Below are 21,358 nucleotides of genomic sequence, written 5' to 3' on the forward strand. Positions count from 1 at the left end.
AGATGGCTAGATCGCTAAAAAAAGGTCCTTTCGTAGATGATCATGTAATGAAAAAAGTTGTTGCAGCAAAAAAAGCTAATGATAATAAGCCGATCAAAACTTGGTCAAGACGCAGCACAATCGTGCCAGAGATGATTGGACTAACATTTAATGTTCATAACGGAAAAAGTTTTATTCCTGTTTATGTTACAGAACACCATATCGGTTATAAATTAGGTGAGTTTGCTCCAACTAGAACTTTCAAAGGCCACAAAGGCTCAGTTCAAAAGAAAATCGGTAAATAAGGGGAAATAAATGAGTAAATCAACTATTAAATTTGTTCGCCTTTCACCGACTAAGGCAAGACTTATCGCAAAACAAGTTCAAGGCATGAACGCTGAATTTGCACTTGCAACTTTGGAATTTACTCCAAATCGCGGTGCAAAATATATCGCTACTGCTATTTCAAGTGCAGTTGCAAACGGCGGTTTTGAACCGGAAGAAGTTATAGTAAAAAGTTGTCGTGTAGATGCTGGTCCCGTGCTAAAAAGATTTAGACCAAGAGCAAGAGGAACAGCAAGTAGAATAAGAAAACCAACTTCACACATTAGCGTTGAAGTAGCTAAACCAAGTAAGGAAGCATAATATGGGACAAAAAGTTAATCCGATTGGCCTAAGATTAGGCATAAATAGAAACTGGGAATCAAGATGGTTTCCTTCAAAAGCTACGCTTCCTGAAAGTATCGGCGAAGACTACAAAATTCGCAAATTCTTAAAAGCGAAGCTTTACTATGCAGGAATCAATCAAATTTTGATTGAAAGAACTGCTAAAAAAATTCGTGTTACTATCGTTGCGGCACGCCCTGGAATTATCATCGGTAAAAAAGGTAGCGAAGTAGAGAATTTGAAAAATGAAGTAGTTGCTTTGGTTAATAAAGATGTAACAATCAATATTAAAGAAGAGAGAAAAGCAGGAAGTTCAGCTCAATTAGCAGCAGAAAATGTTGCTATGCAACTAGAGCGCCGTGTTGCATTTAGACGCGCTATGAAAAAAGTTATTCAAGGTGCGCAAAAAGCAGGTGCAAAAGGTATTAAAATTTCAGTTGCAGGTCGTTTAGGTGGTGCTGAAATGGCAAGAACCGAGTGGTATTTAGAAGGTAGAGTTCCGCTTCATACACTAAGAGCTAGAATCGATTATGGCTTTGCAGAAGCACACACTACTTACGGAAATATCGGCGTAAAAGTATGGATTTTCAAAGGCGAAGTTCTTCAAAAAGGAATTCAAGCTGAAAAATCAGAAGAAAATGCGCCTAAAAAACCACGAAGATCAAGAAGGGGTAAATAGTCATGTTGATGCCTAAAAGAACAAAATATCGCAAAATGATGAAAGGTCGCAATCGCGGCTATGCAACAAGAGGAAATCAACTAAGTTATGGCGAATTTGGTATTAAAGCTGTTGAAGCAGGTAGAATAAATTCACGCCAAATCGAAGCAGCTCGTGTTGCTATGACTCGTTTTGTTAAAAGACAAGCAAAAATTTGGATTACAGTATTCCCTGATAAACCGCTTACTAAAAAACCTCTTCAAACTCGTATGGGTAAAGGTAAAGCAGGTGTTGAAGAGTGGGTTATGAATATTAAACCGGGAAGAATTATATTTGAAATGACCGGTGTTAGTGAAGAAGTAGCTAGACAAGCTCTTACACTTTCTATTCACAAATTGCCGTTTAAGACAAAAATCGTAACGAGGGAAAGTGAAAATGAACTATACTGAGTTGAAAGATAAAAATTTGAGCGAATTAAACGCTATGTTAAAAGAAAAAAAGGTGCTTTTGTTTGAACTTAGACAAAAGCTAAAAACTATGCAGCTAACTAACCCAAATGAAATTCGTGCGGTTAAAAAAGAGATCGCACAAATCAATACTGCAATTAGTGCAATGAAATAAGGGGTGGAATTATGGCATTTAAAAGAGAAATTCAAGGCGTAGTTCTTAAAAAAGCGGGCGATAAAACCGCAACTATTTTGGTAGAAAGAAGAGTTATTCATCCAAGATATAGAAAAATCGTAAAAAGATTTAAAAAATATCTTGTTCATGATGAAAATAATGTAGTAAATATCGGTGATACGATTTCAGCAGTTGAGTGCAGACCACTAAGTGCTAGAAAATCATTCCGCCTAAAAGCAGTTTTGAAAGCAGGAGTTGAATAATGATACAAAGTTTTACAAGACTAGCAGTAGCCGACAATAGCGGTGCAAAAGAACTTATGTGTATTAAAGTTCTTGGCGGAAGTAAAAGAAGATATGCTACAATCGGTGATATTATCGTTTGTAGCGTTAAAAAAGCACTTCCAAACGGAAAAATTAAAAGAGGTCAAGTTGTAAAAGCTGTTGTAGTTAGAACTACAAAAGAAATTCACAGAGAAAATGGATCGCTAATCAGATTTGACGAAAATGCAGCTGTTATCCTAGATAACAAAAAAGAGCCTATCGGAACTCGTATTTTCGGACCTGTTGGTCGTGAAGTTAGATATAGCGGTTTTATGAAAATCGTATCTCTTGCTCCGGAGGTTTTATAATGGCAACCAAATTTAAAATTAAAAAAGGCAATGAAGTAAAAATCATTGCAGGAGACGATAAAGGTAAAACAGGCGTTGTAAAAGCTGTTTATCCTAAAAAAGGTCAAGTTATCGTTGAGGGTTGTAAAATGGCTAAAAAAGCAATCAAACCTAGCGAAAAAAATCCAAACGGCGGATTTGTAAATAAAGAGATGCCGATTGATATTTCAAATGTAGCATTGATCGAGGGTTAATTATGAGTAGATTACAAGAACAATATAACGAAAAAATTAAACCTGCTTTGGTTAAGGAATTTGACATAAAAAATCCTATGCTAATCCCTGCACTTGAAAAAGTAGTTATCAGTGTGGGTGCTGGCGAATCAAGCAAAGATCAAAAAGTGTTGCAAAATATGGCAGATACTATATCTTTGATTGCAGGTCAAAAAGCACTTATTACAAATGCTAAAAAATCTGTTGCAGGTTTTAAGGTCAGAGAAGGCTTTCCTGTTGGTATAAAAGTTACACTAAGAAAAGAGCAAATGTATGCGTTTTTAGATAAACTAATTACAATTGCTTTGCCAAGAGTTAAAGATTTTAGAGGCGTTCCAAGAGACGGATTTGACGGAAGAGGAAATTATAACTTCGGTTTAAACGAACAACTAATGTTCCCGGAAGTTGAGTATGATAAAATTTTAAGAACTCACGGTATGAATATAACAATCGTAACTACAACAAACAGCGACAAAGAGGCGTTTAAATTGCTAGAACTATTTGGCATGCCTTTTGCGAAAGGAAAGTAAGATGGCAAAAAAATCAATGATAGCTAAGGCAAAACGCCCTGCTAAATTCAGCTCTCGTGCATATACAAGATGCCAAATTTGCGGAAGACCGCACTCTGTTTATAGAGATTTTGGAATTTGCCGTGTATGTTTAAGAAAAATGGCTAATGAAGGTTTGATCCCAGGCCTTAAAAAAGCAAGTTGGTAAGGAAAAGTTATGATAAATGATTTGATTTCAGACGGACTAACTCGTATCAGAAATGCCGCTATGAGAAGACTTGATACAACCAAGCTTCTCCACTCAAAAGTTGTTGAAGCAACTTTGAGTATTTTGGCTGCAAAAGGTTATATCGAAAGCTACAATGTTGTTGAAGAAAACAACAAAAAATTCATCAATGTTGTGCTTAAATATGATGAACGAGGCAGAAGCGTAATTAACGAAATAAAAAGAGTTTCAAAACCGGGAAGACGCGTTTATCAAGGTAAAGACGAGATAAAAAGATTTAAAAACGGTTACGGAACTATTATCGTTAGCACAAGCAAAGGCGTTATGAGCGGTATCGAAGCAAGTAAAGCCGGTGTTGGCGGCGAAGTGCTTTGCACTATTTGGTAAGATTAGTTTCTACTTTTTTATGGTATTGTGGTATCCATTCGTAAAAGTAGTCATACCCTAGACAAGTAAAGAAGGAAAGATATGTCAAGAATAGGAAAACAACCTGTAACTATTCCAAACGGAGTAGAGGTTAAATTTGAAGGTTCTGCGCTTAAATTTAAAAAAGGAAATAGCGTAAAAGAACTAGACTTGAAAAATCAAGTTGATGTAAAAATAGAAGACGGAAAAGTTGTATTTTCACCAAAAGGCGAAGATAGACAAAGTAGAGCATATTGGGGAACTTATAGAGCCCTAACAAACAACATTATCGTTGGTTTGACTGACGGCTTTACTAGACAACTTGAAATCAACGGCGTTGGTTACAAAGCGGCGATGAAAGGTAAAGTTTTAGAGCTAAGTCTAGGTTTTTCTCATGTTATAAATTATGAAGCTCCGCAAGGAATCGAAATTTCAGTTGAGAAAAATATCATCACAATCAAAGGCTCAGACAAACAACAAGTAGGTCAAGTAGCTGCTGAGGTTAGAGGTTTTAGACCGCCTGAACCATACAAAGGTAAAGGTGTTAAATATGTCGAAGAACGCATTATCCGCAAAGCCGGTAAAACATCTAAGAAATAAGGGTTAAGACAATGACAGCAAATGTATTAAAAAGAAAACTTTCTTTAAGAATCAAAAGAAAAAGAAGAATTAGAGCAAACATTTCAGGTTGCCCTGCTTGCCCAAGAATTTCTATTTTCAAATCAAACAGAACAATCTATGTTCAAGCGATTGATGATGTTAATGGTAGCACAATCTGTGCAAGTAGCGGAAAATCTTTAAATTTGAAGGCAAATAAAGCAGGTGCGACTGAACTTGCGAAAGATTTTGCGGCAAAATTAAAAGATAAAAAAATCGAACAAGGTGTTTTTGACAGAAACGGCTATTTGTATCACGGCGTAATCGCAGCTTTTGCTGATGCGCTAAGAGAAAACGGAATTAAACTATAACCCAAAGGAAATGATGATGGAAAAATATAACAGAGAAGAATTCGAAGAAGTAATCGTCAATATCGGCAGGGTTACAAAAGTCGTAAAGGGCGGTAGAAGATTTAGATTTACAGCTCTTGTTGTTGTCGGAAATAGAAACGGACTAGTAGGATACGGATTTGGTAAATCAAAAGAAGTTCCTGATGCTATCAAAAAAGCCGTAGATGATGCTTTTAAAAACATTATTGATGTTAAGTTAAAAGGTTCAACTATATCTCACGATATAGAGGTTAAATACAATGCAAGTAGAATTTTACTAAAACCGGCTAGCGAAGGTACCGGCGTTATCGCAGGTGGTTCTGTTCGCCCTGTTTTAGAACTTGCAGGTATCAAAGATATTTTGACAAAATCACTTGGATCAAACAACTCATCAAATGTTGTAAGAGCTACAATGAAAGCTCTTAGTATGCTAAAAAATTAAAGGATAGATGATGGGACTTGAAAATTTACAAAAAGCCGCAGGTTCAACTAAAAAAACAAAAAGAATCGGTCGCGGTCAAGGAAGCGGTTGGGGCAAAACTGCTACAAAAGGTGGTAAAGGTCAAACTGCAAGAAAAGGTTATAACGAAAAAAGAGGTTTTGAAGGCGGACAACAACCGCTTCAAAGAAGACTACCAAAAGTAGGTTTTGCTTCTAAATTTGAAAAACCTTATGTTATAAATGTTGAGAAAATTTCAGCCGTTAAAGAGTTAAGCGAGATTACATTTGAGACTATCGCAAGTGTGCATAAATTCTCTAACAGCGTGAAAAAAATCAAACTAATAGGTGCAAGCGCAAAAGATCTTGCTTCAAAAATCAAAGATGAGAAAATAGTTACAAGCGGACAAAAATAATGAAAAATCCATTACTCAACAAGATACTCATTACATTGGGTTTTTTGCTTGCTTTTAGGCTACTGGCTTATGTTCCGGTGCCCGGAGTAGATGTTGAGGTCGTAAAGGAATTTTTTAAAAATAATAGCGATAATGCACTAGGCATGTTTAATATGTTCAGCGGTAAGGCCGCTGAACGACTGAGCGTTATTTCGCTCGGTATTATGCCTTACATTACCGCTTCTATTATTATGGAGCTTCTTGCGGCTACATTTCCGAATTTAGGCAAGTTAAAAAAAGAGCGAGACGGAATGCAAAAATATATGCAAATAATCCGTTATGCAACAATCGCAATCACAATAGTTCAATCAATTGGTGTTAGTATCGGTTTGCAAAGTCTAACAGGAAATAACGGCGCACCTGCCATTATGACTGAGAATTCAAACGAATTTATATTTATTTCGTGTGTTTCGATGTTAGCAGGAACTATGCTGCTTATGTGGATTGGCGAACAAATCACTCAAAGAGGTATCGGAAACGGAACAAGTTTAATCATTTTTGCAGGTATTGTTAGTGCTATTCCTGCTGCTATTGGCGGAACCGTAAATTTGGTAAATACAGGCGAAATGAATTTCTTGGTTTTATTCTTAATTTTATTAATCGTTCTAGCAACCGTCGGCATTATTATCTATGTCGAGCTTGGCGAGAGAAGAATTCCTATTTCGTATTCTAGAAAAGTGATTATGCAAAATCAAAATAAAAGAATAATGAACTATATCCCTATCAAGTTAAATTTAAGCGGTGTTATTCCGCCGATTTTCGCGAGTGCGGTTTTGATGTTTCCTAGCACGATTTTACAAGCTAGCACAAATCCGTATATCCAAAAAATCAACGACTTTTTAAGTCCGAGCGGATATTTTTTCAACTTTTTAACTTTTGTTTTGGTTGTATTTTTTGCATATTTTTACGCTTCGATTGCGTTTAACTCAAAAGATATTAGCGAAAATCTCAAAAAACAAGGCGGTTTTGTTCCTGGAATTCGCCCGGGAGAAGGAACGGCGACATATCTAAATGATATTGCAAGTCGTTTGACATTTTGGGGTTCTATTTATTTGGGTTTAGTAACCGTTATACCATGGCTATTAGTTAAATTTATGGGCGTTCCGTTTTATTTCGGCGGAACAAGCGTTTTGATTGTTGTATCTGTTGCGCTTGATACCATGAGAAGAATCGAAGCTCAAATTTACATGAATAAATATCAAACTTTAAGCGCGGTAGGCTTATAAAATGGCAATCACGCTAAAAAACGCAAAAGACATTGAGGGCTTACGGGCGGCGAATAAAATCGTCGCTGCCGCCCTTGATTACGCAGAAGAGTTTTTAAAACCGGGTATGACGCTTTTAGAAGTCGATAAAAAAATCGACGAATTTATCACTAGCAAGGGCGCATATCCTGCGTTTAAAGGACTTTACGGCTTTCCAAATGCTGCTTGTTTATCACTAAATGAAGTTATAATTCACGGAATTCCTGATAATACCACTTTAAAAGAAGGCGATATTTTAGGCGTTGATGTCGGAAGCAAACTAAACGGCTATTACGGCGATAGCGCACGAACCTTTCCTATCGGTAAAATTTCAAAAGAAGATGAAGATTTGATTGCGTGTAGTAAGGACGCTCTTTATCATGCGATTGATTTTATAAAGGTCGGTATGCACTTTAAAGAAGTTTGCTTCGAGCTTGAAAAATTTATAAAATCACGCGGTTTTGTGCCGCTAATTGGCTTTTGTGGTCATGGTATCGGAAAAAAACCGCACGAAGAGCCTGAAATTCCAAACTACTTAGAAGGTAATAACCCAAAAGCAGGTCCAAAAATCAAGAATGGTATGGTTTTTTGCATTGAGCCGATGATTTGCCAAAAAGACGGCACGGCAGTAATCGCAAAAGACAAATGGACAACAACGGCAAAAGACGGGCTTAGAACTAGCCATTATGAGCATTGTTTGGCGGTTGTGAATAATAAAGTCGAAATTTTAAGCAAAAGCTTGAAAGATTAAAAAAGGAGAGAATTTAATGGCAAAAGATGATGTCATTGAGATTGACGGAAATGTAATCGAGGCGTTGCCAAATGCGACATTTAAGGTCGAGCTTGATAATAAGCATGTGATTTTATGCCATATCGCGGGCAAAATGCGTATGCACTATATTAAAATTATGCCGGGCGATCGTGTCAAAGTCGAGCTTACGCCATATAGCCTAGATAAAGGTAGAATTACTTATCGCTATAAATAAATTTATCATTAAATTCAGCCTAGCTTTTTCGAGTGTTTGCAAATTTCTCCTTCGATAGGCAACAGCCTTATCTCAGTCGAAATTTGCTTCACAGCTCAAAAAATCGTCGGCATACGCAGTTTAAATTTAGCATTGAATTATTTTTCTAAATTTAGCAAGATTGTTGCATTAAATTTAATCAAATTAACTCTATATAATGTGGAATTATATCTTCATAAATGCCGTTTTTATTTAAAAAACCACCCTTAATCACGCCAAGTTTGGTAAATCCTAATTTTTCATAAAGTCTTAGTGCTACTTCGTTGTTTGCGACAACGGCGTTAAACTGCATAATGCGAAAACCAAGCTCTTTCGCCCTTAAAAGGCTATGGCGAACCAGAATCTCGCCCACGCCCTTACCCCGTGCATTTTTAGCCACAGCGTAACTTGCGTTTGCGATATGAGCGCACCTGCCGACATTATTTGGGTGCAAGATATAAAGTCCCAAAATTTCACCCTTTTTATCTGAATTTGCACCAGTTTCAACCGCAACTCCAACAAAACTTTGAGAAGAGAAAAACTTAAATCCACTAATTTCATCTAAAAGCTCAGTTTGCGGAAAGGCAACGCCATTTTCGACCACTTCGTTCCAAATTTGGATTATAAATTTAATGTCATCTTGTCTAAATTCACGCACTTTTATACTCATTTATTACCTTGTAAAATTTTGTTAATATTGATAAATTGTGAATTTTACAGAATTTAGGTTTAATTTGGTTTTAAAATTTTTTCTCGTAGGATAATCACAGCAAAAAAATATTATAATGCAAATTTAATTAAAATTTAGCAGGAGTAAAAGTGGGCATTAGCTACGAAAAATTTGAAGTTTCGGACACGAGTAGAGTTAAAAATAAAGAGTATTTAAAAAAAGTCATTTCAGCCACAAAGGCTGCCAAGCTAATTCCGCACGGAGCGTTGATTGGTTTTGGAGGCTTTGTGGGTGCCGGTGCCCCAATTGTAGTACCTATGGCATTAGCCCAAAGAGCAGAAAAACTTCACGCACAAGGCAAAGAATTTCAAATCAAAGCACTAACAGGAGCTTCAACTGATCCAAATTTAGACGGCGTTTTAGCAAGAGCTGGTGCCGTTAGTTTTAGAGCGCCTTTTAATACAGATAAAGATATGCGAATATCAGTAAATTCAAATAAAACTAAATATATGGATATTCATCTTTCAAGTCTAGCTCAGTATGCCGAATCTGGATTTTTTGGAGAAATGGATTTTGCTATTGTTGAGATTTCAGGTATCACAGAAGATGGGAAATTGGTGCCATCGACTTCGGTGGGTAATGCGCAAAATTGGCTAAATATTGCCAAAAAAGTTATTTTAGAAGTAAATATTTCTCAGCCATTGGAATTAGAAAAACTGCATGATGTCGCTGTTTTGGCTCGTTCGCCGTATCAAAAAGAAATACCTATCAATGAAGTAGGAGATCGCATAGGAACACCATATTTAACAGTCGATCCAGATAAAGTCGTAGCCGTAGTAGTAGCAAACACACCAGATCGTGTTAATAAATTTACTCCACTTGATGAAATTTCAATCGCAATCGGAGATAATGTCGTTAAATTTTTTGAACAAGAAGTAAAAGCCGGAAGGTTGCCAAAAGATACTCTCTTGCCTTTACAATCAGGTGTAGGAAATATTCCAAACGCCGTTTTAGCCGCATTAAAAAAAGCATCTTATAAAGAGTTAAATTTTTATACCGAAGTTATCCAAGATGGACTTTTAGAGCTTATAAAAGAAGGTATCGCAGGTACCGTCAGCTCAGCTTCATTATATCTTAGTTTTGAAGCTACGCAAGACTTCCGCGAAAACATCAACTTCTACTCCAAACACATAGTCCTTCGCCCACAAGAACTTTCAAACAACCCGGAAGTCATAAGAAGACTTGGCGTAATAGCAATGAACGGAATGCTAGAAGCCGACATTTACGGAAATGTAAATTCGACAAATGTTATGGGAACACAGATGATGAACGGCATAGGCGGAAGCGGTGATTTTGCAAGAAATGGTTATATTTCTATATTCCTTACGCCATCAACTGCAAAAGGTGGAGCAATAAGCTCAATCGTTCCTTTTGTAAGCCATGTCGATCACACAGAACACGATACAATGGTAATAGTTAGCGAATATGGTTATGCAGATTTGCGTGGTAAAAGCCCAAGAGAAAGAGCCGCTGAGATGATAAAAATAGCTCACCCTGATTACAGAGAAGCTTTGCAAGATTATTTTGATAGAGCTTGTGCTAATGAAAAAGCAGGCCATACGCCACATATTTTAGACGAAGCACTATCTTGGCATGATAGATTTAATAAAACAGGAACGATGAAAAAGGCGTAGGCTTTTTAAGTTGAAACTAGCCTAGCTCTTAATTCCCCAAGCCTGACGGATTTACGCACAAATTTAGGCAATTTCATCGCTCATTACCGCCACAGGTAACTTCGCTCGAAACTGCCTAAATTTGTGCGTAACTACGCCTATCTTGTCTTGAATATTTTTAGCTAATTAAATAAATTTAAAAATCTTATTTCAAGCGTTGCAATGCATTTATTGAATTCCGCACTTTTGGCGATTACAAAATTTAAAATCCCAAATTTTCATCTATCAAAACGACTTCGTATTCGCAGCCGTTTGGCGGATAATAAAACACGCTAAAACCACGACAAATTCGCTCTTTGCTATTGCAGTCATAACATTTATCGCCGTTTAATACGCACGGAGTTTTCACGCCAAATCTATTTGCATTTTTGACCGCAGCCACATTTCTAGCCCTGCTCATTGCACTATCAAAATCAGGTGCGATTTTGTTTTTGCCGACGACAAAATAAACCTTTTTGTGCCCGTAGCAAAGTGCGCCTATGCGATTTCCTGTGCCGTCGATATTGATGATTTGGCCACTCTGCGAAATGCCATTTACCGATGAAATGTAAATATCGGTCGTAAGGGCAATTTTGCGTGTCTCATCGGCACTTAAATTTTTATCAAGCACCCAGTGCCAGTAAGTGTCGTTGTGTGAATTTAGAGCTTCATAAAGCCCCATTTCTTTGATACTCATCGAGCCACCAAAGCCCACGCTTACGCCATTTATTTGCAAATTTAAATACTGCGTCGCTTTTTCTTTGTTTTCAAAAACACTGACCTTGTAGCCTAAATTTTCTAAATTTTTAGTTATCTTTTCAAAATCCATTTTCGCAACCTTTTTAAAAAATTACTCTAACATTTTATGAAAAATATACTTTGTTTGCTATAAAACAAATTTATCGCCGTTACAAGTTGGCAAAAAATTTTAAAATCCCAGAATAGCCGATTTTCAAAGCCAACACAAGTAGTATCGCAAAATTTAACACCTTAAAAAATTTGGTGCTGATTTTGTGTCTTAGCCAAATTCCTACATACAAACCAGCAATTGAAAACAAAGTTAGCAAAAATATTAGGGCATATTCGCTTTGTTCTAGTAAGAAATATTGCTCTTTTAGCATATAAATTTGCACGATTTTTGCTAGTAAAAAACACAGATTACTCGCCTTTGCAACACGATTTTTATCATCGCTTTGGCTAAATAAAAACATAAGCAAAATCGGCGACATAGCATTGGTCGAACCACCGATAATTCCTGCTAAAAATCCAAATAAAATCATATTTTTATTGTTTGAATTTATTTTAATGCTTTTAGCCTTGCCAAAAATATTTAGTAATCCATTAATCGAATAATACAGCGTAACACACGCCATAAGCAGATACAAATAAGAAACACTTAGTATCAAAAGTAGCTTCACACCCAAAATCGTGCCAATAACGCTACTAATAGCTAGTAATTTATAGCTTTTAGTGTAATACAAAATTTCTTGCAAAATACCCTGTTTGCTATGACTGCAAAGCACCAGTGCGCTCATTAATAAGCTAGGCAAGGCAACTAGGGCGACAACCTTTGATAACGGCATAAAAAACGCAAGTGTTGTGGTAGCCAACATAGGAAACCCCATGCCAGAAATTCCATGCAACAACGAAGCGATGATGAAAACGGCAGATAAGATTATACTTTGCATAAAATTTTACTCTAAAATTCAAATTTGACAATTATCGCAGTGTAACTTCAACCTAAATTTAAAAACCAAATGCCGATGATTTGTGGTGTTTTCGAACAAAACAAGCGAAAAACTAGGCGTCTGTCTGTTTGAGCGAGTTTTGTGACGAATCACCACAAAGCTAGGCTGAATTTCCATTGCAAATTTTGAATTGCCTATGCCGACGATTTTGCACCGAATTTGCATAAGATAAGACTTGATTTGTCTATCGTTGCAAATTCGGTGTAAAAGCTAGGCTGATTTCAACTTAAAAAGCCTACGCCTTTTTCATCGTTCCTGTTTTATTAAATCTATCATGCCAAGATAGTGCTTCGTCTAAAATATGTGGCGTATGTCCTGCTTTTTCATTAGCACAAGCTCTATCGAAATAATCTTGCAAAGCTTCTCTGTAATCAGGGTGAGCGATTTTTATCATCTCAGCGGCTCTTTCTCTTGGGCTTTTACCACGCAAATCTGCATAACCATATTCGCTAACTATTACCATTGTATCGTGTTCTGTGTGATCGACATGGCTTACAAAAGGAACGATTGAGCTTATTGCTCCACCTTTTGCAGTTGATGGCGTAAGGAATATAGAAATATAACCATTTCTTGCAAAATCACCGCTTCCGCCTATGCCGTTCATCATCTGTGTTCCCATAACATTTGTCGAATTTACATTTCCGTAAATGTCGGCTTCTAGCATTCCGTTCATTGCTATTACGCCAAGTCTTCTTATGACTTCCGGGTTGTTTGAAAGTTCTTGTGGGCGAAGGACTATGTGTTTGGAGTAGAAGTTGATGTTTTCGCGGAAGTCATCAACTGCATCAGGGCTAAGAGAGAGCGAAGCAGAGCTTGCCATTTCGACAACGCCGTCTTTGATTAAGTCTAAAAGTCCGTCTTGGATAACTTCTGTGTAGCATGTAAGGCCTTTGTATCCTGCTCGTTTAAGTCCAGCCAAAACGGCATTTGCGACATTGCCAATGCCAGATTGAAGTGGCAAAAGCGTATCTTTTGGCAACCTTCCAGCTTTTACTTCATTTTCAAAAAATTTAACGACATTATCTCCGATTGCGATTGAAATTTCATCAAGTGGAGTAAATTTATTAACACGATCTGGTGTGTTTGCTACTACTACGGCTACGACTTTATCTGGATCGACTGTTAAATATGGTGTTCCTATGCGATCATCGACTTTTGTGATATTTAGTGGCTTTCTATGTGGCGGAAGTCCGAGAGTCGCCACATCGTGAATTCCTTCTAATGCGGTTGGTTGGTAGTTATTTACTTCTAAAATAACCTTTTTAGCGATATTTAGCCATGTTTGATTATTACCGATTGAAGTCGAAGGTATCAATTTCCCGTCTTCTGTAATGCCCGAAATCTCAACAATAGCAAAATCCATTTCTCCAAAAAATCCAGATTCAGCATACTGAGCCAATGATGAAAGATGAATATCCATATATTTAGTTTTATTTGAATTTACTGATATTCGCATATCTTTATCTGTATTAAAAGGTGCCCTAAAACTAACGGCACCAGCTCTTGCTAAAACGCCGTCTAAATTTGGATCAGTTGAAGCTCCTGTTAGTGCTTTGATTTGAAATTCTTTGCCATCGGCGTGAAGTTTTTCTGCTCTTTGGGCTAATGCCATAGGCACAGCTATCGGAGCACCAGCGCCCACAAAACCGCTAAAACCGACTAATGCGTCATTTTGGACAAATTCAGCAGCTTTATCTGCCGAAACTACTTTGTCTAAAAAAACTTTGCTTTTGATTCTACTTGTGTCTGAACTTTGCATACTTGCGTAATCACTCATTTTTTTCTCCTAAAATTTAAATTGATTTGGCGATTATAATATTTTTTTGCTGTGATTATCCATATTTTTAAAAAAATTGATTTTTTTTAAGTTAAATTTAAAATTTAACTTCGAATTTGCAGTAGAGCAAAACCGAATTCACACAAATTTATAAATTTTAAAGCAAACTTTGGGTAAAATCCTAGTTTTTGCAACTAACTGCGTGAAGAAGTGTTTTCAAAATCACCGCTATTTTGAAAACAGTTGGTTTGATACTTTCGCCTGAAATTCGTTAAACCTAAGTGCAAGTTGCACCTAAGCGGAATAATTTTTTTAGGAGTGTAGGATGAAAGTTCGTCCTTCTGTGAAGAAGATGTGCGACAAATGTAAAGTCGTTAAGCGTAAAGGTGTTGTTCACATTATTTGTGAAAATCCAAAACATAAACAAAGACAAGGATAAGTTATGGCTCGTATTGCAGGTGTTGATTTACCAAAGAAAAAAAGAATTGAATATGGCTTAACTTATATCTATGGTATAGGTCTTTTTACTTCAAGAAAAATTCTTGATGCTACTGGCATTTCTTATGACAAGAGAGTTGCTGATTTAACCGAAGAAGAAGCTGCGACAATCCGAAAAGAGATCCAAGAACACTATATGGTCGAAGGTGATCTTAGAAAAGAAGTTGCTATGAATATCAAAGCACTTATGGATTTAGGCGGCTATCGTGGTCTTAGACATAGAAAAGGTCTTCCTGTTCGTGGTCAAAAAACAAAAACAAATGCACGAACTAGAAAAGGCAAACGCAAAACTGTCGGCGCGGCAACTAAATAAGGATTGAGAAATGGCAAAAAGAAAAGTAGTTAAGAAAAAAACAGCAAGAAAAAGTATTGCAAAAGGTATAGTTTATATCTCTGCTACATTTAACAACACTATGGTTACTGTAACAGACGAAATGGGAAATGCTATTGCATGGAGTAGTGCAGGTGCGTTAAATTTCAAAGGAAGCAAAAAATCAACTCCTTATGCAGCGCAACAAGCTATCGAAGATGCACTTAATAAAGCAAAAGAACACGGCATTAAAGAAGTAGGCATCAAAGTTCAAGGTCCAGGAAGCGGTAGAGAAACTGCCGTTAAAAGCGTAGGCGGCGTAGAAGGCATTAAAGTTACATTTTTAAAAGACATCACGCCTTTGGCACATAACGGTTGCAGACCGCCAAAAAGACGCCGTGTATAATTAGGAATTTAGGAGAATATTATGGCTAGATATAGAGGACCAGTTGAAAAATTAGAAAGAAGACTAGGCGTTGATTTGTTTATGAAAGGCGAAAGAAGATTAGCTGGAAAAAGCGCTCTTCTAAAAAGACCTTATGCCCCAGGCCAACACGGACAACGCAGAGCAAAAGTAAGCGAATACGGCTCTCAACTTAGAGAAAAACAAAAAGCTAAATTTATGTATGGCGTAAGCGAAAAACAATTTAGAAGATTGTTTGCAGAAGCTGCCAGAAGAGACGGCAACACAGGAGCTATCCTTGTTCAACTTTTAGAACAAAGACTAGATAATGTTGTTTATAGAATGGGCTTTGCTACAACTAGAAGATTTGCAAGACAACTTGTAACTCACGGACATATTTTAGTTGATGGCAAAAGACTAGATATTCCGTCTTACAGCGTAAAAGCAGGTCAAAAAATCGAAGTTATCGAAAAAAGCAAAAACAATCCGCAAATTTCAAGAGCTATCGATTTGACAGCTCAAACAGGTATTGTTGCTTGGGTTGATGTAGAAAAAGATAAAAGATACGGAATTTTTTCAAGAGTTCCTGAAAGAGAAGAAGTTGTTATTCCTGTTGAGGAAAGATTTATAGTCGAGCTTTATTCAAAATAGTAGGAGCAAATTATGAGAAAAATTACAACATCAGCTCATATGCCAACCGAAATCGAAGTTGTTAATGTTAGCGAAAATGTTGCTAAGGTTATAGCTTATCCTTTTGAAACAGGATACGGCGTTACTCTTGCTCACCCTTTGAGAAGATTACTTTTTACAAGCACCGTCGGATTTGCTCCGACTGCCGTTAAAATCGAAGGCGTAAGCCACGAATTTGACAGCATGAGAGGTATGCTTGAAGATGTTGCTGCTTTTATCATAAATTTAAAAGCATTAAGATTTAAAATCAAAGGAGATTCAAAAAGAGAAGTTGTTGAATATAGCTTTAAAGGTCCAAAAGAAATTTACGGAAAAGATTTAACTAACGACATCGTTGAAATTGTAAATCCTGACAGTTACTTAGCGACCATAAACGAAGATGCCGAACTTAAATTTTCACTTGTTGTAGAAAAAGGCATAGGATATGTCCCTAGCGAAGAGATTAGAGATTATATCGATAGCGATTATATCGCACTTGATGCGTTTTTTACACCTGTAACAAAAGCGGTTTATGATATTGAAAATGTTTTTGTTGAAGACAATCCTGATTTTGAAAAAATCGTATTTACGATCACAACTGACGGACAAGTAAGCGCAATCGACGCATTTAAAAATGCGCTAGAAGCTATGTATCAACAAATGTCGGTTTTCAAAGGTATCGTTGATATTGATATTTCAAACACTTTGGGAAAACAAATTCCAAGCAACGAACACGCTAAACTTTTTGAAAGCGTAGAAAACCTAAATTTAAGCGCAAGAAGCTTTAACTGCCTTGATAAAGCTGAAATCAGATTTATCGGCGAACTTGCCATTATGGAAGAAAATGAGCTAAAAGAGCTTAAAAATTTAGGCAAAAAATCTCTTGAAGAGATCAAGGCTGTTATGCAAGAAATCGGTTATCCTGTCGGAAATCCTGATTTAAAGGACAAAAAAGAACAGCTAAGAGCAAAACTTGAAGAGTTAAAATCACAAAAGAGCGAAGGATAATAAATGAGACACAATCACGGATATAGAAAGCTAGGTCGCACTTCGTCTCACAGAGCCGCATTGCTTAAAAATTTGACAATCGCAATCATCAATAGCGGTAAGATTGAGACGACTTTGCCAAAAGCAAAAGAGTTAAGAAGCTATGTAGAAAAACTAATCACAAGAGCAAGAATTGGCGATAGCGAAGCTCATAGATTTGTTTTTGCTGCATTGCAAGATAAAGCAGCTACAAACAAACTAGTTACCGAAGTTGCACCAAAATATGCAGGTCGCAACGGTGGCTATACAAGAATCATTAAAACTAGAATTCGCAAAGGCGATGCAGCCGAAATGGCTTTCATCGAACTAATCGGCGAATAATCCAAATTTTAGGGGCGAATTTGCCCCTATTTTTTTAATCCACAAATTCAAAGTAAGGTGGGCATCCTTACCCACCTTACGAAATTTTATAAAATTTTGTTTTTGCAAAATTCAATTACAGTCATTCCAATAAAAAATGAAAGACTAAAAGTTGAAATTGCAAAAATCGCAATTGCTATTAAATTTATCATTTTTTCTCCTTTCGTAAAATTTTTCACATTCTATAACTATTTTTTGAAAATTATTGAAAAAAAATAAAAAATCAACATTTTAAGTGATTGATTTTTATTTTTTACTATTTAAATAATCGATTGAAAGGCTAAAAAATAAAATCAAATAATAGTTATTGTAACGAGCAATTATATTTAAATTTTTTACTTATCAAAAAGCTAAATTTGGTTTTTAAATCGCTAAAAAATATTTATTTTGTGTTATGCTTGTTATCAAATTTAATAAGTCTTATTTTAGTGCTTTTATAGTATAATTCGCACAAAAAAATAAAGGAAAATTTAGTGATACCATTTAGCGATGAAGAACTTTTAAAACCGGTTCAAAATAGCCTAAACGCAATCCGTCCAATGCTACAAAATGACGGCGGCGATATAGAGCTTTTAAAAATCAAAAACGGCGTTGTTTATGTGCAGCTAACAGGGCATTGCCACGGCTGTGCGGCTGCCGGTCAGACCCTTAAATACGGCGTCGAACGCCAACTTCGCATAGACATTCACCCAGAACTAAGCGTCGTAAATATCCCAATGGGCGAGAGCGTAGATGGATTATAAAGAATTAGGCATAAAGGCATTTTCGCGTTATAGATTTAAAGACGCAAAGCTTTATTTTAGCCTTGCTTATGAGCAAGAACCAAGTGATGAGCTTTTGTTTTTGATAGAACTTGCCGAGTTAGCGCTTATCGATAGAAGCGAAGTTATGCCGATTTTCGAATTTTATCAAATCAAATCCAAAAAAAATATGGACGAATTTTTTGACATTTTAAATTCGCTTTATAAAAATATTTACGAAGAAGAACCGCAAATTCCTGAAAATCTCAAAGATGATGTAAAAAATTCGATTTCGTATAAAGAATTTAGAGAAATACTGGGTAAAACGGGCGATTTCAAGCAGGTTTTAGAAGGTGTAATGTTTTCATCGAGCATAACCATAGAGAGCAAAGACGAAATGCTAAATTTCTTAGAAAATTTGGTCGAAAACGATTTTATTGATATGAGTTTGCGATATATCGAAGATTTTTCTTGGGTATTTACGGACGATTTGAAATTTAATAAACTTATAGAAAAGATAAAAAACAATGAAAATTCAAATTCAAAATAGCTTTATCACGGACAATTCTAACGAGTGCGAAAATGGTTGCTTTTTTTTGCAAACTTCGGCAAATTCGGCTTTTGTGAATTCGGCGAGCCAAAACGGCGCAAAGATAATTAGCATAGAAAAAGCCAAAGAAATGCTTGGAATCGATGAAAATATCAAAATAGTGGGCATTACAGGCACTAACGGCAAAACGACCACAGCAGCAGCCATTTATTCTACGCTTTTGGATTTGGGCTATAAATGCGCCTTAACGGGGACGCGCGGTGCATTTATAAATGATAAACGCATTGACGAAAAAGGGCTAACCACAAGCTCGGTTATCAAAACGCTTAGTTATTTATATGAAGCCACAAAGCAAAAATGCGAATTTTTGGTAATGGAAGTTAGCTCTCATGCTATCGCGCAAAATCGCATAGAAGGGCTTAAATTTGCTCTTAAAATTTTTACAAATTTAACACAAGATCACCTTGATTATCACAAAACTTTTGAAGAATACGCAAGAGTTAAAAGCAGTTTTTTTGCCGATGAGAGCGTAAAACTTATAAATAAAGATGACAAATTTATAAATTTCAATCTTAAAAACGCTTTTACCTATGGGATAAAAAATCCAGCCACTTTTAGCGTTCTTGCTTACAGCGTTAAAGATAGCATAAACGCTGTTTTAAAAACGCCGTATGGCGAGTGTGAGATAGAAAGCGATTTGGTTGGCGAATTTAATCTTTACAATATCATTTCTGCTTTTTGTGCCGTTAAAATTCTAACAAATTTAGAAAACGAAAAAATCGCAAACGCACTGGCAAATTTCGCAGGTGTCGAAGGTCGCGTTGAAATCGTCAGCAAAAATCCGCTTGTAATCGTTGATTTTGCTCATACGCCTGATGGCATAGAAAAAGTGCTAAATGCGCTAAAAGATAACGAGCTAATTGTTGTTTTTGGTGCAGGTGGCGATCGCGATAGAACAAAACGCCCGTTAATGGGGAAAATCGCCGAAAAATTTGCTAAAATTTGCATTATAACAAGTGATAATCCAAGAAGCGAAAATCCTGATGAAATCATAGAAGAAATTTACGCAGGAATGAGTAAATTTGATAAAATTCTAAAAATCGCAGACAGAAAAGAAGCGATAAAAAAGGCTTTAAGTTTGGCTACAAACGGCGAAGTTGTGGCGATTTTAGGCAAGGGCGATGAAAGCACCCAAGAGATAAAAGGGGTAAAATACCCATTTAGCGACAAAGAGTGCGTTAGGGAAATTTTAAAGGAGATAAAATGACGATAACAATGATGCAAAGCAAAATTCACAGAGCGACCATAACCGATGCGAATTTAAACTATGTCGGCTCGATTACAATCGATAAAAATCTAATGAAAGCTGCAAATTTGCTTGAATTTCAAAAAGTCGATGTGCTTGATATTAACAACGGCGAGAGATTTAGCACATATATCATAAAAGGCGAGAAAAAGGGCGAAATTTGCCTAAACGGCGCAGCCGCAAGGAAAGTTTGCGTTGGAGATCTTGTCATAATCGTAAGTTATGCCGATATGGACGCAAATGAAGCTAAAACGCACAAGCCGACAATCGTGCATGTAAATGAAAAAAATGAAATTGTGGAGTAAATGATGTTTGAAGGGTTTGATTTTTCAAAAATGGGCGAAATGGTCGAAGAAATGCAAAAAAAGGCAAAAGAAATCGAAGAAGCCAATGCAAATAAAGAATACTCGGTCAAATCAGGCGGCGGTTTAGTCGCTATCAAAATCAACGGCAACGGCGAAGTAATGGATTTAAATATCGACGATAGCTTGTTTGAAGACAAAGAGAGTTTGCAAATTTTGCTCATTTCTGCGATGAACGACGCCGTTAAACTCATAGAAAATGAGAAAAAACAAACAGCAGCACAAATGCTAGGGCTTGGGAATTTAGGGAATTTTGGTTTGTAAATTTAAGGTGCAAAAATGAATATTTTAGAGTGTTTCAAGGATTATTTAAAGCAGAATTTAACAAAATGCAAAAGCTATCACCCGTATTTTGAAGAGGCGTTAAATTATATGCTTTTAGCAGGTGGCAAACATTTTCGCGCTCAGCTTCTCTTAGGCGTAGTTAATGCCGTCGATAAGAGCAAATTTAACGATGCAATGGCAGTTGCGATGGCATTAGAGATGATTCACTCATATTCGCTAATACATGATGATTTGCCAAGCATGGATAATGCTGATTTTCGTCGCGGAATTCCTACGATTCATAAAAAATATGACGAAGTTACGGCTATTTTGGTCGGGGACGCGCTAAATTCGGACGCTTTTTTGCGCATAGCAAATGCGAATTTAAGCGATGAAATCAAAGTAAAATGTGTGCGAATTCTAGCCCACAACGCAGGTTCGGCAGGTATGGTGCTGGGCCAAGCGCTTGATTGCTTTTTTGAAAAAACTACGCTCGAACTTGATAAATTAGAATTCTTGCATTTACGAAAAACAGGCGCACTAATCGCAGCTAGTTTGGAGCTTGGTGCGATTATCGCAGGACTTAGTGATGAAAAAGCCAAAGAGCTATATAAAATCGGGCTAAAAATAGGACTAGCTTTTCAAATTCAAGATGATTTAATCGATGCAACCGCAACCAGCGAAGAAGCAGGAAAGCCTGTAAATCACGACGAATTTAAAAATTCATTTGTAAATTTAATCGGCATTGAACGCTCAAAAGCCTACAAAGAAAAAATCATCGCCCAAATAAGCGAAAATTTGCAAAATTATGATGAAAATTTAGTGAATTTAATATCAAATTTAATAGAAAAATATTTAAAAGGATAAAT

34 protein-coding genes and 1 pseudogene are annotated in these 21,358 nt (G+C 36.4%); 31 read left to right on the forward strand and 4 right to left on the reverse strand.

The genetic code is table 11. The annotated features are described in order from the left end of the window. The first annotated feature begins 2 nt into the window (after positions 1-2). The 18 genes and pseudogenes from rpsS to infA all read left to right on the forward strand — a co-directional run bounded on the left by rpsS (position 3) and on the right by infA (position 8,055). On the forward strand, positions 3-284 hold the full coding sequence (gene rpsS / locus PF028_RS06260) for a 30S ribosomal protein S19 (protein WP_270861119.1): 282 nt from the start codon (positions 3-5) through the stop codon (positions 282-284). 10 nt (positions 285-294) lie between these two features. Next, positions 295-606, forward strand: a pseudogene (rplV, locus tag PF028_RS06265) (50S ribosomal protein L22); the annotation flags it as partial. Positions 607-625: 19 nt separating this feature from the next. Further along, a complete protein-coding gene (rpsC, locus tag PF028_RS06270; protein WP_270861120.1) occupies positions 626-1,324 on the forward strand; it encodes a 30S ribosomal protein S3 in 699 nt (232 codons plus the stop codon). Between the two features lie 2 nt (positions 1,325-1,326). Next, positions 1,327-1,752 carry a 50S ribosomal protein L16 gene (rplP, locus tag PF028_RS06275; protein WP_270861121.1) on the forward strand — a complete coding sequence of 142 codons (426 nt, stop codon included), beginning with the start codon at positions 1,327-1,329 and terminating at the stop codon, positions 1,750-1,752. Next, positions 1,739-1,924, forward strand: coding sequence for a 50S ribosomal protein L29 (gene rpmC / locus PF028_RS06280; RefSeq protein WP_270861122.1), 186 nt, complete (start codon positions 1,739-1,741; stop codon positions 1,922-1,924). The genes rplP and rpmC overlap by 14 nt, the downstream gene beginning before the upstream one ends. Positions 1,925-1,935: 11 nt before the next feature. After that, positions 1,936-2,187 (forward strand): 30S ribosomal protein S17, encoded by a 252-nt coding sequence (gene rpsQ / locus PF028_RS06285; protein ID WP_270861123.1) that lies wholly within the window; start codon positions 1,936-1,938, stop codon positions 2,185-2,187. Beyond that, the gene (gene rplN, locus PF028_RS06290; RefSeq protein ID WP_270861124.1) at positions 2,187-2,555 is read left to right on the forward strand and encodes a 50S ribosomal protein L14; all 369 of its coding nucleotides are present in this window, start codon (positions 2,187-2,189) and stop codon (positions 2,553-2,555) included. The genes rpsQ and rplN overlap by 1 nt, the downstream gene beginning before the upstream one ends. Next, positions 2,555-2,788, forward strand: a complete 234-nt coding sequence (gene rplX, locus PF028_RS06295) for a 50S ribosomal protein L24 (protein ID WP_270861125.1) — start codon at positions 2,555-2,557, stop codon at positions 2,786-2,788. Before rplN ends, rplX begins: the two co-directional genes overlap by 1 nt. Before the next feature lie 2 nt (positions 2,789-2,790). Continuing rightward, positions 2,791-3,336, forward strand: coding sequence for a 50S ribosomal protein L5 (gene rplE, locus PF028_RS06300; RefSeq protein ID WP_270861126.1), 546 nt, complete (start codon positions 2,791-2,793; stop codon positions 3,334-3,336). Between the two features lies 1 nt (position 3,337). After that, complete coding sequence (locus PF028_RS06305; RefSeq protein WP_270858565.1) at positions 3,338-3,523, forward strand: type Z 30S ribosomal protein S14; 186 nt, start codon at positions 3,338-3,340, stop codon at positions 3,521-3,523. A gap of 9 nt (positions 3,524-3,532) precedes the next feature. Beyond that, positions 3,533-3,928 carry a 30S ribosomal protein S8 gene (gene rpsH, locus PF028_RS06310; RefSeq protein ID WP_270861127.1) on the forward strand — a complete coding sequence of 132 codons (396 nt, stop codon included), beginning with the start codon at positions 3,533-3,535 and terminating at the stop codon, positions 3,926-3,928. An 81-nt stretch (positions 3,929-4,009) separates the two neighbouring features. After that, positions 4,010-4,546 carry a 50S ribosomal protein L6 gene (rplF, locus tag PF028_RS06315; protein ID WP_270861128.1) on the forward strand — a complete coding sequence of 179 codons (537 nt, stop codon included), beginning with the start codon at positions 4,010-4,012 and terminating at the stop codon, positions 4,544-4,546. Positions 4,547-4,557: 11 nt separating this feature from the next. Beyond that, complete coding sequence (gene rplR / locus PF028_RS06320; protein ID WP_270861129.1) at positions 4,558-4,914, forward strand: 50S ribosomal protein L18; 357 nt, start codon at positions 4,558-4,560, stop codon at positions 4,912-4,914. Between the two features lie 16 nt (positions 4,915-4,930). Then, positions 4,931-5,374 carry a 30S ribosomal protein S5 gene (gene rpsE, locus PF028_RS06325; protein WP_270861130.1) on the forward strand — a complete coding sequence of 148 codons (444 nt, stop codon included), beginning with the start codon at positions 4,931-4,933 and terminating at the stop codon, positions 5,372-5,374. Positions 5,375-5,384: 10 nt separating this feature from the next. Further along, a complete protein-coding gene (gene rplO / locus PF028_RS06330) occupies positions 5,385-5,786 on the forward strand; it encodes a 50S ribosomal protein L15 (RefSeq protein ID WP_270861131.1) in 402 nt (133 codons plus the stop codon). After that, on the forward strand, positions 5,786-7,051 hold the full coding sequence (secY, locus tag PF028_RS06335) for a preprotein translocase subunit SecY (protein ID WP_270861132.1): 1,266 nt from the start codon (positions 5,786-5,788) through the stop codon (positions 7,049-7,051). Before rplO ends, secY begins: the two co-directional genes overlap by 1 nt. A gap of 1 nt (position 7,052) precedes the next feature. Then, the gene (gene map / locus PF028_RS06340; protein WP_270861133.1) at positions 7,053-7,820 is read left to right on the forward strand and encodes a type I methionyl aminopeptidase; all 768 of its coding nucleotides are present in this window, start codon (positions 7,053-7,055) and stop codon (positions 7,818-7,820) included. Positions 7,821-7,836: 16 nt separating this feature from the next. Continuing rightward, a complete protein-coding gene (gene infA / locus PF028_RS06345) occupies positions 7,837-8,055 on the forward strand; it encodes a translation initiation factor IF-1 (RefSeq protein WP_005869854.1) in 219 nt (72 codons plus the stop codon). A 178-nt stretch (positions 8,056-8,233) separates the two neighbouring features. On the opposite strand, the gene PF028_RS06350 is transcribed toward infA, so the two are convergent. Further along, positions 8,234-8,743 (reverse strand): GNAT family N-acetyltransferase, encoded by a 510-nt coding sequence (locus PF028_RS06350; RefSeq protein WP_270861134.1) that lies wholly within the window; start codon positions 8,741-8,743, stop codon positions 8,234-8,236. A 149-nt stretch (positions 8,744-8,892) separates the two neighbouring features. Between PF028_RS06350 and PF028_RS06355 the strand changes: the two genes are divergently transcribed. Then, positions 8,893-10,437 (forward strand): succinate CoA transferase, encoded by a 1,545-nt coding sequence (locus tag PF028_RS06355; protein ID WP_270877201.1) that lies wholly within the window; start codon positions 8,893-8,895, stop codon positions 10,435-10,437. Between the two features lie 241 nt (positions 10,438-10,678). Here the strand turns inward: PF028_RS06355 and PF028_RS06360 are convergent, their stop codons facing one another. The 3 genes from PF028_RS06360 to PF028_RS06370 all read right to left on the reverse strand — a co-directional run bounded on the left by PF028_RS06360 (position 10,679) and on the right by PF028_RS06370 (position 13,980). Further along, positions 10,679-11,284, reverse strand: coding sequence for a lactate utilization protein (locus tag PF028_RS06360; protein ID WP_270861498.1), 606 nt, complete (start codon positions 11,282-11,284; stop codon positions 10,679-10,681). Positions 11,285-11,363: 79 nt separating this feature from the next. Beyond that, on the reverse strand, positions 11,364-12,143 hold the full coding sequence (locus PF028_RS06365) for a sulfite exporter TauE/SafE family protein (protein ID WP_270861497.1): 780 nt from the start codon (positions 12,141-12,143) through the stop codon (positions 11,364-11,366). 295 nt (positions 12,144-12,438) lie between these two features. Further along, positions 12,439-13,980: an acetyl-CoA hydrolase/transferase family protein gene (locus tag PF028_RS06370; RefSeq protein WP_270877202.1), complete on the reverse strand. Its 1,542-nt coding sequence runs from the start codon at positions 13,978-13,980 to the stop codon at positions 12,439-12,441. A 325-nt stretch (positions 13,981-14,305) separates the two neighbouring features. On the opposite strand from PF028_RS06370, the gene rpmJ reads away from it, so the two are divergent. From rpmJ to PF028_RS06430, 12 genes are all read left to right on the forward strand, one after another. After that, the gene (gene rpmJ, locus PF028_RS06375) at positions 14,306-14,419 is read left to right on the forward strand and encodes a 50S ribosomal protein L36 (protein ID WP_270861466.1); all 114 of its coding nucleotides are present in this window, start codon (positions 14,306-14,308) and stop codon (positions 14,417-14,419) included. A gap of 3 nt (positions 14,420-14,422) precedes the next feature. Beyond that, positions 14,423-14,791 carry a 30S ribosomal protein S13 gene (gene rpsM, locus PF028_RS06380; RefSeq protein WP_270861467.1) on the forward strand — a complete coding sequence of 123 codons (369 nt, stop codon included), beginning with the start codon at positions 14,423-14,425 and terminating at the stop codon, positions 14,789-14,791. Between the two features lie 10 nt (positions 14,792-14,801). Continuing rightward, on the forward strand, positions 14,802-15,194 hold the full coding sequence (gene rpsK, locus PF028_RS06385; RefSeq protein WP_270861468.1) for a 30S ribosomal protein S11: 393 nt from the start codon (positions 14,802-14,804) through the stop codon (positions 15,192-15,194). 21 nt (positions 15,195-15,215) lie between these two features. After that, complete coding sequence (gene rpsD, locus PF028_RS06390; RefSeq protein WP_270861469.1) at positions 15,216-15,842, forward strand: 30S ribosomal protein S4; 627 nt, start codon at positions 15,216-15,218, stop codon at positions 15,840-15,842. A gap of 12 nt (positions 15,843-15,854) precedes the next feature. Next, positions 15,855-16,868, forward strand: coding sequence for a DNA-directed RNA polymerase subunit alpha (locus tag PF028_RS06395; protein WP_270861470.1), 1,014 nt, complete (start codon positions 15,855-15,857; stop codon positions 16,866-16,868). Between the two features lie 3 nt (positions 16,869-16,871). Then, the gene (gene rplQ / locus PF028_RS06400) at positions 16,872-17,228 is read left to right on the forward strand and encodes a 50S ribosomal protein L17 (RefSeq protein WP_270861471.1); all 357 of its coding nucleotides are present in this window, start codon (positions 16,872-16,874) and stop codon (positions 17,226-17,228) included. A 512-nt stretch (positions 17,229-17,740) separates the two neighbouring features. After that, a complete protein-coding gene (locus PF028_RS06405) occupies positions 17,741-18,010 on the forward strand; it encodes a NifU family protein (RefSeq protein ID WP_270861472.1) in 270 nt (89 codons plus the stop codon). Next, positions 18,000-18,557, forward strand: a complete 558-nt coding sequence (locus PF028_RS06410; RefSeq protein WP_270861473.1) for a hypothetical protein — start codon at positions 18,000-18,002, stop codon at positions 18,555-18,557. The genes PF028_RS06405 and PF028_RS06410 overlap by 11 nt, the downstream gene beginning before the upstream one ends. Continuing rightward, complete coding sequence (locus tag PF028_RS06415) at positions 18,535-19,824, forward strand: UDP-N-acetylmuramoyl-L-alanyl-D-glutamate--2,6-diaminopimelate ligase (protein ID WP_270861474.1); 1,290 nt, start codon at positions 18,535-18,537, stop codon at positions 19,822-19,824. The genes PF028_RS06410 and PF028_RS06415 overlap by 23 nt, the downstream gene beginning before the upstream one ends. Next, positions 19,821-20,168 (forward strand): aspartate 1-decarboxylase, encoded by a 348-nt coding sequence (gene panD, locus PF028_RS06420; protein ID WP_270861475.1) that lies wholly within the window; start codon positions 19,821-19,823, stop codon positions 20,166-20,168. The genes PF028_RS06415 and panD overlap by 4 nt, the downstream gene beginning before the upstream one ends. 3 nt (positions 20,169-20,171) lie before the next feature. Further along, complete coding sequence (locus PF028_RS06425; RefSeq protein WP_270861476.1) at positions 20,172-20,489, forward strand: YbaB/EbfC family nucleoid-associated protein; 318 nt, start codon at positions 20,172-20,174, stop codon at positions 20,487-20,489. A 15-nt stretch (positions 20,490-20,504) separates the two neighbouring features. Beyond that, positions 20,505-21,356 (forward strand): polyprenyl synthetase family protein, encoded by an 852-nt coding sequence (locus PF028_RS06430; RefSeq protein ID WP_270861477.1) that lies wholly within the window; start codon positions 20,505-20,507, stop codon positions 21,354-21,356. Positions 21,357-21,358 lie beyond the last annotated feature (2 nt).

The organism is Campylobacter sp. CN_NE2, from assembly GCF_027797465.1.
Lineage (GTDB): Bacteria > Campylobacterota > Campylobacteria > Campylobacterales > Campylobacteraceae > Campylobacter_B.

Coding starts and splice junctions, on each gene's coding strand:
- rpsS (WP_270861119.1), top strand. CDS start 3: ATGGCTAGATCGCTAAAAAAAGGTCCTTTCGTAGATGATCATGTAATG.
- rpsC (WP_270861120.1), top strand. CDS start 626: ATGGGACAAAAAGTTAATCCGATTGGCCTAAGATTAGGCATAAATAGA.
- rplP (WP_270861121.1), top strand. CDS start 1,327: ATGTTGATGCCTAAAAGAACAAAATATCGCAAAATGATGAAAGGTCGC.
- rpmC (WP_270861122.1), top strand. CDS start 1,739: ATGAACTATACTGAGTTGAAAGATAAAAATTTGAGCGAATTAAACGCT.
- rpsQ (WP_270861123.1), top strand. CDS start 1,936: ATGGCATTTAAAAGAGAAATTCAAGGCGTAGTTCTTAAAAAAGCGGGC.
- rplN (WP_270861124.1), top strand. CDS start 2,187: ATGATACAAAGTTTTACAAGACTAGCAGTAGCCGACAATAGCGGTGCA.
- rplX (WP_270861125.1), top strand. CDS start 2,555: ATGGCAACCAAATTTAAAATTAAAAAAGGCAATGAAGTAAAAATCATT.
- rplE (WP_270861126.1), top strand. CDS start 2,791: ATGAGTAGATTACAAGAACAATATAACGAAAAAATTAAACCTGCTTTG.
- PF028_RS06305 (WP_270858565.1), top strand. CDS start 3,338: ATGGCAAAAAAATCAATGATAGCTAAGGCAAAACGCCCTGCTAAATTC.
- rpsH (WP_270861127.1), top strand. CDS start 3,533: ATGATAAATGATTTGATTTCAGACGGACTAACTCGTATCAGAAATGCC.
- rplF (WP_270861128.1), top strand. CDS start 4,010: ATGTCAAGAATAGGAAAACAACCTGTAACTATTCCAAACGGAGTAGAG.
- rplR (WP_270861129.1), top strand. CDS start 4,558: ATGACAGCAAATGTATTAAAAAGAAAACTTTCTTTAAGAATCAAAAGA.
- rpsE (WP_270861130.1), top strand. CDS start 4,931: ATGGAAAAATATAACAGAGAAGAATTCGAAGAAGTAATCGTCAATATC.
- rplO (WP_270861131.1), top strand. CDS start 5,385: ATGGGACTTGAAAATTTACAAAAAGCCGCAGGTTCAACTAAAAAAACA.
- secY (WP_270861132.1), top strand. CDS start 5,786: ATGAAAAATCCATTACTCAACAAGATACTCATTACATTGGGTTTTTTG.
- map (WP_270861133.1), top strand. CDS start 7,053: ATGGCAATCACGCTAAAAAACGCAAAAGACATTGAGGGCTTACGGGCG.
- infA (WP_005869854.1), top strand. CDS start 7,837: ATGGCAAAAGATGATGTCATTGAGATTGACGGAAATGTAATCGAGGCG.
- PF028_RS06350 (WP_270861134.1), bottom strand. CDS start 8,743: ATGAGTATAAAAGTGCGTGAATTTAGACAAGATGACATTAAATTTATA.
- PF028_RS06360 (WP_270861498.1), bottom strand. CDS start 11,284: ATGGATTTTGAAAAGATAACTAAAAATTTAGAAAATTTAGGCTACAAG.
- PF028_RS06365 (WP_270861497.1), bottom strand. CDS start 12,143: ATGCAAAGTATAATCTTATCTGCCGTTTTCATCATCGCTTCGTTGTTG.
- PF028_RS06370 (WP_270877202.1), bottom strand. CDS start 13,980: ATGAGTGATTACGCAAGTATGCAAAGTTCAGACACAAGTAGAATCAAA.
- rpmJ (WP_270861466.1), top strand. CDS start 14,306: ATGAAAGTTCGTCCTTCTGTGAAGAAGATGTGCGACAAATGTAAAGTC.
- rpsM (WP_270861467.1), top strand. CDS start 14,423: ATGGCTCGTATTGCAGGTGTTGATTTACCAAAGAAAAAAAGAATTGAA.
- rpsK (WP_270861468.1), top strand. CDS start 14,802: ATGGCAAAAAGAAAAGTAGTTAAGAAAAAAACAGCAAGAAAAAGTATT.
- rpsD (WP_270861469.1), top strand. CDS start 15,216: ATGGCTAGATATAGAGGACCAGTTGAAAAATTAGAAAGAAGACTAGGC.
- PF028_RS06395 (WP_270861470.1), top strand. CDS start 15,855: ATGAGAAAAATTACAACATCAGCTCATATGCCAACCGAAATCGAAGTT.
- rplQ (WP_270861471.1), top strand. CDS start 16,872: ATGAGACACAATCACGGATATAGAAAGCTAGGTCGCACTTCGTCTCAC.
- PF028_RS06410 (WP_270861473.1), top strand. CDS start 18,000: ATGGATTATAAAGAATTAGGCATAAAGGCATTTTCGCGTTATAGATTT.
- PF028_RS06415 (WP_270861474.1), top strand. CDS start 18,535: ATGAAAATTCAAATTCAAAATAGCTTTATCACGGACAATTCTAACGAG.
- panD (WP_270861475.1), top strand. CDS start 19,821: ATGACGATAACAATGATGCAAAGCAAAATTCACAGAGCGACCATAACC.
- PF028_RS06425 (WP_270861476.1), top strand. CDS start 20,172: ATGTTTGAAGGGTTTGATTTTTCAAAAATGGGCGAAATGGTCGAAGAA.
- PF028_RS06430 (WP_270861477.1), top strand. CDS start 20,505: ATGAATATTTTAGAGTGTTTCAAGGATTATTTAAAGCAGAATTTAACA.